This window comes from Chromobacterium haemolyticum DSM 19808 (genome assembly GCF_000711885.1).
Taxonomy (GTDB): domain Bacteria; phylum Pseudomonadota; class Gammaproteobacteria; order Burkholderiales; family Chromobacteriaceae; genus Chromobacterium; species Chromobacterium haemolyticum.
Genome location: NZ_JONK01000024.1, coordinates 85,438 through 91,824, shown reverse-complemented (window position 1 = coordinate 91,824; position 6,387 = coordinate 85,438). Strand labels below are relative to the sequence as shown.

Sequence of the window (6,387 nt, the reverse complement as noted above, 5' to 3'; positions counted from 1 at the left end):
GATCGTGTTGGCGCAGTTGTATCAGCAGGGCTAGGTGTAGGCGGTCCCAAATGCCTAGCGCTTGCCAATCGCGCAGTCTTCGCCAGCAGGTCATACCGCTGCCAAAACCGAGTTCCTGTGGGAGGTCCTCCCAAGGAATGCCGGTAGTGAGAACAAACAAGATGCCGTTGAGGGCGGCAAAATCATCCAACCGCGGCCGCCCACCCCGGCGGGAACGCGGTGGTGGAGGAAGTAGTGGTTGCAATGACTTCCAGAGCTTCTGACTGACGACTTTCCGTTTCATCTTCGCCAAATGCGGGCATACGCATCTGACATCAAGAGGTTTTGTTAGCGGGTCTTAGAACGTGTTTACGATCTCGCGAGCAAGGGCGAGACAAGGCGAAAACGGCTGAAAAAGCGGAGTGTACAGACGGTACATGAGTATTTTGAAGCCGTTTTCAGCGCCGTATCGCTCGTTTGCAGCAGACCATAAACAGGGCCTTAAACGGACTTCGGCGTTGGCATCCTGGCGGAGAGAAGTGGTTTGACAATGATTAGCAAGGGCTACCAGTCCATTCTTGGGGCTCTTTACGGGCAGGCGGCGGGGGATGCGATGGGCATGCCTTCCGAACTTTGGCCGCAACGGCAGGTGCAGACGTTCTTTGGCTGGATAGACGACTTCCTGCCCGGCCCCGCCGAGAACTTCGCCGCTTCCGAGTTTGTCGCCGGCGAATTCACCGACGACACCCAGCAGGCCATTGCCTTGATGGACGCCTTGATCACCGCCGACGGCGCGGTGGAGCCCGAGCGCATCGCCGCCAACATCATCGCTTGGGCCGAGGGCGTCGACGCCTTCAACAAGAACATTTTAGGACCCAGTTCGAAGGCTGCGCTGAGGGCGATTTTGTCCGGCCGGTCCATCGACTCGCTGGGCGCCAACGGCATTACCAACGGGGCGGCGATGCGAGTGGCTCCCCTGGGCTGCTTATTGCCCAGCGCGAACCGCGAGGCTTTTATTCATGCGGTGCGGCTAAGCTGCAGTCCCACCCATCAGTCCGATATCGCGGTGGCCGGGGCCGCGGCTATCGCTTGGGCGGTGTCCCGAGCGGTGGAGGGGGCGGATTGGCCCTGCATCCAGGCAGAACTGCCTGGGGTCGCCGAGCAGGCGCAGCTGGAGCGCGTCACCACGTTCAGCCCTCTGCTGAGCCGGCGTTTGGATTGGGGATTCGAGGTGGCGGCGCGTTTGCGGGGACGGGACGATGCGGCCGTGGTTGCCGAGCTGTACCGCACGCTGGGGGCCGGCATGGACACGATAGAGTCGGTGCCGACCGCCTTGGCCTTGGTGGATTGCGCGCAAGGCGACCCGCGCCGTTGCGCGGTGCTGGCGGCCAATCTGGGCGGCGACACCGACACCATCGGCGCGATGGCCACCGCGGTATGCGGCGCCTTGCGAGGCGCGGACGCGTTGCCCGCCGAATGGCGGGAGCGCATCCGGAAAGTGAATGGCGTTGATTTCGAATCTTACGCGCGGGCTTTGAGCGCATTGCGGTTTAGGGGGTGAGCAGATGAGCGATGTACAAGCAGCAGAGGGCTGGCGACTGGAGAGCGCGGGCATCGAACAAGTGCCGGAGCATGAGTGCAAGGGGCGGCCCGTCGAGTTGTTCTGGGTGTGGCTGGCGGCCAATATCGGCATCCTGGGCGTGGTTTACGGCGGCATCGTCACCAGCTTCGGGCTGTCCTTCTTCCAGTCTTTGCTGGCTGCGGCGCTGGGGGTGGCCAGTTTTGCCCTGGTGGGGGTGACCAGCATCGCCGGCCGGCGCGGCCGCACCTCCACGCTGACCTTGTCGCGGGCCATCTTCGGGCTGCACGGCAACGCCGCGCCCACCGCCTTCAGCTGGTTCAATCTGATGGGGTGGGAGGCGGTCAACGTGGTGACCGGCGCTTTGACGCTGGCGGCGCTGTGCCAGGCGCTGGGCATGGCGGAGAGTCGTTTGCTGACCGCTGTGTGTTTGTTCTTGTTCATCGGCTTGACCATCGTGGTCAGCCTGCTGGGACAGGCTACCGTGGTGTGGATGCAAAGCTGGTTAAGCCGGATTTTCGGCAGCATGACTCTGGTGGTGATCCTGTATGTGGCGTCGACGGCTGACTGGGGCGCCATCATGGCGCGGCCGGACGGCAACTGGCTGACTGGCTTCTGGCCGGCGGTGTCGGTGATCGCCGCGGGCACCGGCATTAGCTGGGCGATCGCCGGCGCGGACTATAGCCGTTATCAGCGGGCCGGCTCATCCAATAGCGGCATTTTCGGGGCGGTGATGGCGGGGGCGTCGCTGCCCTTGATGCTGCTGATCTTCACTGGCGTGCTGCTGTCGGCGCAGATTCCGGACCTGGCCAGCGCGGCCAATCCCATTGCCAAAATCGGCGCGGTGCTGCCGGCCTGGATGGCGGTGCCCTATCTGCTGACCGCGACCGCGGGCATCGTGACCATGGCCGTGCTCAGCCTGTATTCGGCCAGCCTCAATCTGCTGACCATAGGCGTCAAGGTCAGGCAGGCGCAGGCGGTTTCCATCAATGCGCTGATCGTGTTGGCGATCGCCGCTTACGTTTTATTCGTCTCCAGCGATTTCCTGGGGCCCTTCATTTCCTTCCTGCTGTTCTGCGGCGTGTTCCTGGCGGCCTGGGAGGCGGTGTTTGTGCTGGATTACCTGCTGCTGCGTCATCGCCAAGGTTATGACGATGCGGCCTTGTCCGGCGAGGGGCGGCAGGCCTTTCGCGGCGGGCCCTTGCTGTGCTGGCTGCTGGGCGCGGCCTGCGGCCTGCTGGTGAGCAAGACCGGCTTTATCGACGGTCCGTTGGCGGTGGGTGTTTTCGCGGATTCCAGCCTTGGCTTGTTTGTGTCTTTTGGAACCAGCTTGCTGGCTTACGGCTTGTATCTGTTGCTGAAGGAGCGACGCGCATGACCATTCCGTGTCCAAGTTATCATCCGACCAAGGCGATTCTGGCTTTGGGCGGCGCTGTGGGGGATGTGGTGCTGACTCTCCCGGAACTGCCGCGAAGCGGCGGCGATGTAGAGGCCTTGCAGCAGGAGCGCCAAATCGGCGGCTGCGCCTTCAATGTGGCGAGGGCGCTGTGTCAGTTGAACGCTCCTGTGATCAACGGCATGCCGGTGGGCAACGGGCCCTGGGGCGCGGCGGTAGACCGGGCGATGCGGGAGTTGGGACTGCCGGTGCTGTTGCGCAACGCGAATCGCGACAATGGTTGGTGCGTGGCCATGGTGGAGCCCAGCGGAGAGCGCAGCTTCATCTCCATCACCGGCTGCGAAGGGGAGTGGAGTCGCGAGCAACTGGACGCGTTGCCCTTGCCCGCCGACGCCTTGGTGTACGCCAACGGCTATGAACTGGCGGGAGAAGGCGGGCGGGCGCTGCGCGCCTGGCTGTTGGCCTTGCCGTCGGAACAGTTGCGGGTGATCGACCTCGGTCCGCGCGTCGCCTTGCTGGAGCCGGCGTTTCTGTCCAGCCTGAGCGAGACGGAAACCTTATTGACGTTGAACCGGGACGAGATCGCCATATTGTGCGGCCAGGGTGATCCGGTGGCGGCTGCACAGCGTTTCGCCAAAGACTACCAGTTGACGCTGATCTGCCGCTTGGGCCAGGACGGCGCCTGGGTCTGTCCGGGCACCGACGAGCCATGGCATCTGCCCGGCTATCAAGTTTCGGTGGTGGACACCATAGGCGCGGGCGACGCGCATTGCGCAGGTTTGTTGGCCGGTTTATCCAGCGGCTGGCCGCTGCATTACGCGGTGGATCTGGGCAATCGGCTGGCCGCCTGTGTGGTGGCGAGCGCCGGACCGGACGCGGCGACGGATTGGGACAGCTTGAACCGCCGCTTCCCCGCCGCTTGCCTGTGAGCCGCCTTAGGGAGCGTGTGAAGCAAGGGAGGCCCGCTGGGCGCGGATAACGTGGCAAAAGACAGACGGATATGAGTGGAAACGCCGCAATTGGCGTCAAGTGCTGGACATAAAGGGGCATTACTTAGTACTCTCCCACCCTCGTGAGCGCCTGCCCGGCAATGGGGCGCCCGGAGGATTCCGTTTGGCGCTTTCCTCCATTGCGTCAAGTTGGCTCCGCTGTCGACAAGCAGGGCGGGCCGATGGGTGCGGGGTCATGGCCCTGTCCCGGCAGGCCGCCCGCTTGGGTCCGGCTCCCGGATACCCTGCATGATTGGAAATTTTTCACGGCGCGCAGACGTCTTGTCTGCGCGTGTTGGTCAAGCCTGGTTACGATGTCGTCATTTTTTCGCCAGCTGTCAAGCTGGCCGGGCGGCTGGTTGCAGCGCTTCGCTTGATTAGGCAGCATGCGCTGCTTTTGCATCAATGGATCTAGATAGAAGTTCATGAAGCCAAATACTGAAACGGCACTCGGTGCTGCACTTAAGTCCGCTGTACAAAGTCTGTCCAAGAAAAAGCAGACCGAGATGATCGCGGATCATGTTTACAGCAAGTTCGACGTTTTCCGCCAGTTTCGTCCGCTGGCCTTGGGCATCCATGAGAGCCTGATCGCGGCCTTGCCGCAGTTCGACTCGACGCTGATCTCCCGCGTGGTGGCCAATCACTGTCGCAAGCCGCGCTACGTCAAGTCACTGGCGCGCGGCGGCAAGCGTTTCGATCTGGCCAACAAGCCGGTGGGCGAAGTGAGCGCGGAAGAGAAAAAGGCGGCGGAACAAATGTCCGCGCCCAAGCCGGCCCCGGCTGCTGCGGCTCCGGCCGAACCCGCTGGCGACGCCGCGGAATAAGCGTGCCGCGGCCTCGTGGCAAGAACGTAAAACAGCCTGACAGATCCGTTTGTCAGGCTGTTTTGCATTGGCGAGGCGGAACATTGGCACCGGCGAGGCGGTCGCAGCAGAACGCGCCGCGCGGCGGCGCCGAATCAGGACAGGAGTAGAATACCCGGCATGAAACGTCTTTTCTTGTGGGCCGCCATGGCCCTGAGCTTGTCCGCTTGCAGCGCGTTGCAACAACTGGGCGCGCCCATCAGTTCGCATCCTTCCTCTCCGGCCAAGGGCCGGCAGCAGACGGCTCCGGCGCCCACCGCCAAGTCGGACGCTTTGTTGCGTGAGGCCAACCGTTTGGCAGACAAGGTCAAGAGCGGCGAACTGACCAGGCTGGCGGCTGCTGATCAGTTGGGCGCATTCCGGCTCAAGGCAGTGGGGTCAAACCCCGTCGACGACAACACCTTCGCCATGTACCGCTATCTGACGGTGGAGCGCGAGGCGGGGCGCATTGATCAGGATACGTTCCGAGCCAAGATGGATGAGCGTTTGCGGGAGTGGATGAGGCGCTGGCCCAAGATGAATCCCAAGCCGGCGGATCCCGCGTTCACTAACTTCCTGCTCAAACTCTACGGCTTGCCGGCCTTGGGAGCTTGAACATGGGCAAGAAAGCCAAGCCGGACGCTGCCGGCTGTCCCTGCGGACTGGGCGGCGATTACGCGGCCTGTTGCGGCCGTTACCTGAGCGAGGGCGGCGAGCCTGCGCCCACGGCGGTGGCCTTGATGCGTTCGCGCTATACCGCTTACGCGCGCGGCGACGAGGCGTATCTGCTGGCGAGCTGGCATCCCAGTACCCGGCCGCAGGCGCTGGACCTGGCCGCGGATGCAGGCGTGGTCAAATGGCTGGGCCTGGAGGTGCTGGCGACAGAGGCCGGCGGCGAGGCCGACGCCGAAGGGTGGGTGGAGTTTGCCGCGCGCTATAAAGTGAGCGGCAAGGCCGAGCGCATGCGCGAGCGCAGCCGCTTTGCGCGCGAGGACGGCCGCTGGTTCTACGTGTCCGGCGAGTTGAGCTGAACTCGGTTCAGGCGGCGGATGTCGGCAGCAGGCTTTCGATCACGCGCTCCAGCGCCGCCGGCTTGACGTAGGGGGCGAAACGCCCGCGGATGCGCCCCTCGCCATCGATCAGAAACTTGGTGAAATTCCATTTGATGCGCCGGCTGCCCAGTAGACCAGGCTTGGCGGCGGCGAGATAGCGCCATAGCGGATGCGCATTCGCTCCATTGACATCAATCTTGGCGGACAAGGCGAAACTGACGCCAAAGTTCTTTTGACAGAACTGACCGATGGCGGAGGCGTTCCCCGGTTCTTGGCCGCCGAACTGATTGCAGGGAAAGCCGATGATTTCGAGGCCTTGATCGCGGTGGCGCTGGTACAGTTGTTCCAGGCCTGCCAATTGCGAGGTGAAGCCGCATTCGCTGGCGGTGTTGACCAACAGCAGCACTTTGCCGCGATAGTTCGCCAGCGGCAACGTCGGTCCGTTTAAAGTCTCAATGGAAAAATCATATATGTCCGGCATGTTTCCGCCCTTCGCCAAAGCGAAGATCATGGCAAGAAACCGGAAGAAGAGCAATTGAGCAGGGAGATA

At 63.0% G+C, this 6,387-nt stretch carries 8 protein-coding genes; 6 read left to right on the top strand and 2 right to left on the bottom strand.

Features of this window, described 5'->3' with window-relative positions; translation table 11 throughout:
• A partial coding sequence (locus BR71_RS23650; RefSeq protein ID WP_156038988.1) for a transposase occupies nucleotides 1-283 on the bottom strand: 283 nt, incomplete at its 3' end.
• Nucleotides 284-529: 246 nt separating this feature from the next.
• On the opposite strand from BR71_RS23650, the gene BR71_RS14120 reads away from it, so the two are divergent.
• From BR71_RS14120 to BR71_RS14095, 6 genes are all read left to right on the top strand, one after another.
• A complete protein-coding gene (locus tag BR71_RS14120) occupies nucleotides 530-1,540 on the top strand; it encodes an ADP-ribosylglycohydrolase family protein (protein ID WP_043638589.1) in 1,011 nt (336 codons plus the stop codon).
• 4 nt (nucleotides 1,541-1,544) lie between these two features.
• Nucleotides 1,545-2,936, top strand: coding sequence for a purine-cytosine permease family protein (locus BR71_RS14115; RefSeq protein WP_043638586.1), 1,392 nt, complete (start codon nucleotides 1,545-1,547; stop codon nucleotides 2,934-2,936).
• On the top strand, nucleotides 2,933-3,883 hold the full coding sequence (locus tag BR71_RS14110; RefSeq protein WP_052370576.1) for a PfkB family carbohydrate kinase: 951 nt from the start codon (nucleotides 2,933-2,935) through the stop codon (nucleotides 3,881-3,883). Before BR71_RS14115 ends, BR71_RS14110 begins: the two co-directional genes overlap by 4 nt.
• Before the next feature lie 485 nt (nucleotides 3,884-4,368).
• Nucleotides 4,369-4,767 carry a ProQ/FINO family protein gene (locus BR71_RS14105; RefSeq protein ID WP_039753830.1) on the top strand — a complete coding sequence of 133 codons (399 nt, stop codon included), beginning with the start codon at nucleotides 4,369-4,371 and terminating at the stop codon, nucleotides 4,765-4,767.
• A gap of 159 nt (nucleotides 4,768-4,926) precedes the next feature.
• Nucleotides 4,927-5,400: a putative periplasmic lipoprotein gene (locus tag BR71_RS14100; protein ID WP_043638583.1), complete on the top strand. Its 474-nt coding sequence runs from the start codon at nucleotides 4,927-4,929 to the stop codon at nucleotides 5,398-5,400.
• A gap of 2 nt (nucleotides 5,401-5,402) precedes the next feature.
• Nucleotides 5,403-5,816 carry a YchJ family protein gene (locus BR71_RS14095; RefSeq protein WP_043638581.1) on the top strand — a complete coding sequence of 138 codons (414 nt, stop codon included), beginning with the start codon at nucleotides 5,403-5,405 and terminating at the stop codon, nucleotides 5,814-5,816.
• A 7-nt stretch (nucleotides 5,817-5,823) separates the two neighbouring features.
• On the opposite strand, the gene BR71_RS14090 is transcribed toward BR71_RS14095, so the two are convergent.
• Nucleotides 5,824-6,318: a glutathione peroxidase gene (locus tag BR71_RS14090; RefSeq protein WP_043638623.1), complete on the bottom strand. Its 495-nt coding sequence runs from the start codon at nucleotides 6,316-6,318 to the stop codon at nucleotides 5,824-5,826.
• Between the last annotated feature and the right edge of the window lie 69 nt (nucleotides 6,319-6,387).

Excerpts from the sequence above, each read along its gene's own strand:
- BR71_RS14105 (WP_039753830.1), top strand. The coding sequence starts at position 4,369 with ATGAAGCCAAATACTGAAACGGCACTCGGTGCTGCACTTAAGTCCGCT.
- BR71_RS14095 (WP_043638581.1), top strand. The coding sequence starts at position 5,403 with ATGGGCAAGAAAGCCAAGCCGGACGCTGCCGGCTGTCCCTGCGGACTG.
- BR71_RS14120 (WP_043638589.1), top strand. The coding sequence starts at position 530 with ATGATTAGCAAGGGCTACCAGTCCATTCTTGGGGCTCTTTACGGGCAG.
- BR71_RS14100 (WP_043638583.1), top strand. The coding sequence starts at position 4,927 with ATGAAACGTCTTTTCTTGTGGGCCGCCATGGCCCTGAGCTTGTCCGCT.
- BR71_RS14090 (WP_043638623.1), bottom strand. The coding sequence starts at position 6,318 with ATGCCGGACATATATGATTTTTCCATTGAGACTTTAAACGGACCGACG.
- BR71_RS14115 (WP_043638586.1), top strand. The coding sequence starts at position 1,545 with ATGAGCGATGTACAAGCAGCAGAGGGCTGGCGACTGGAGAGCGCGGGC.
- BR71_RS14110 (WP_052370576.1), top strand. The coding sequence starts at position 2,933 with ATGACCATTCCGTGTCCAAGTTATCATCCGACCAAGGCGATTCTGGCT.